The organism is Nocardia farcinica (assembly GCF_029867845.1).
Lineage (GTDB): Bacteria > Actinomycetota > Actinomycetes > Mycobacteriales > Mycobacteriaceae > Nocardia > Nocardia farcinica_A.
Window position 1 is genome coordinate 1 of sequence record NZ_JARWRU010001277.1, and the last position, 1,228, is coordinate 1,228.

1 protein-coding gene and 1 pseudogene are annotated in these 1,228 nt (G+C 69.1%); one reads left to right on the forward strand and one right to left on the reverse strand.

Annotation, left to right across the window (positions count from 1 at the left end; translation table 11 throughout):
- A pseudogene (locus QH283_RS28600) lies at positions 1-422 on the reverse strand (Acg family FMN-binding oxidoreductase); the annotation flags it as partial.
- Between the two features lie 178 nt (positions 423-600).
- On the opposite strand from QH283_RS28600, the gene QH283_RS28605 reads away from it, so the two are divergent.
- A partial coding sequence (locus QH283_RS28605) for a response regulator transcription factor (RefSeq protein ID WP_280506042.1) occupies positions 601-1,228 on the forward strand: 628 nt, incomplete at its 3' end.

Sequence of the window (1,228 nt, forward strand, 5' to 3'; positions counted from 1 at the left end):
TCACTGAGCAGCCCGAGATAGCCCGGCGGCAGCGGCAGTGCCGTGAAGTGACGGCGGTCGGTGCGCCTGCGCGGGAACATCGCGCTCATCTCCACCTCCAGCCCGGTCGCGCGAAGGGAGACAATCCGGATCGAGGCCAGATGGTCGGGATCGGCCGGATCGGGCACGCGGGTCACCACCGTCGCCCAGCCCATCGCCGCGAACGCCACGGTGAGATGGTGCAGCGCCGCCCCGCAACTGATCACCACATCGCGCAGATCAGGATCGGTGTGCGGCAGGGCCCGCTCGGTGTCGAGGAACAGCTGGATGGCGTTGCGGTCGACACGCCAGCGCCACGGCTGGATGTTGTGCACCGACGGCGCCTGCCCGGCCAACGCGAGCGCCGCGGCGATCGTCGTGTCGTCGGGCCGTCCGCGCAGCATCAACCGTCCTTCGTCGCAAGGTCTCGTCACCGTCGCAGACCTGCGGACCGAGCGGTAAGGGCCCCATGACACCGATCAAGGGGACTTCCGTTGCCGATTCTCCCTGACCTGTGACATCGCTTTTCCGCACTTGATCGGCCTGCGTAGGCTGGGCGCATCGACAGAAGGGACTCAGGCGATGGTCAAGGTGTTTCTGGTCGACGATCACGCCATCGTGCGGCGTGGCGTCGCCGACCTCATCGACGCCGAAGCCGACATGGAAGTGGTCGGTGAGGCCGGCGACGCGGCGCAGGCGCTGGCGCGCATACCCGCACTCGACCCCGACGTGGCGGTGCTGGACGTGCGCCTGCCCGACGGCAACGGCATCGAGCTGTGCCGGGAGCTGCTCTCCCACGGCGGCAAGCTCAAGTGCCTGATCCTGACCTCCTTCACCGACGAGCAGGCCATGCTCGACGCCATCCTCGCCGGGGCGAGCGGCTACGTCGTCAAGGACATCGGCACCACCGACCTGGTCGACGCCGTGCGCGCGGTCGGGGCGGGCAAGTCCCTGCTCGACAACCGCGCCGCCGCGGCCCTGATGGCCAAGCTGCGCGCCGAGGCCGAGGCCGACACCGGCCCGCTGGCCAGCCTCACCGAGCAGGAACGCACCCTGCTGTCGCTGCTCGGCGAGGGCCTGACCAACCGTCAGATCGCGGGCAGGATGTTCCTGGCGGAGAAGACGGTCAAGAACTACGTCTCGCGTCTGCTCACCAAACTCGGTGTCGAGCGGCGCACGCAGGCCGCGGTGCTGGCGGCCAAACTCGAAC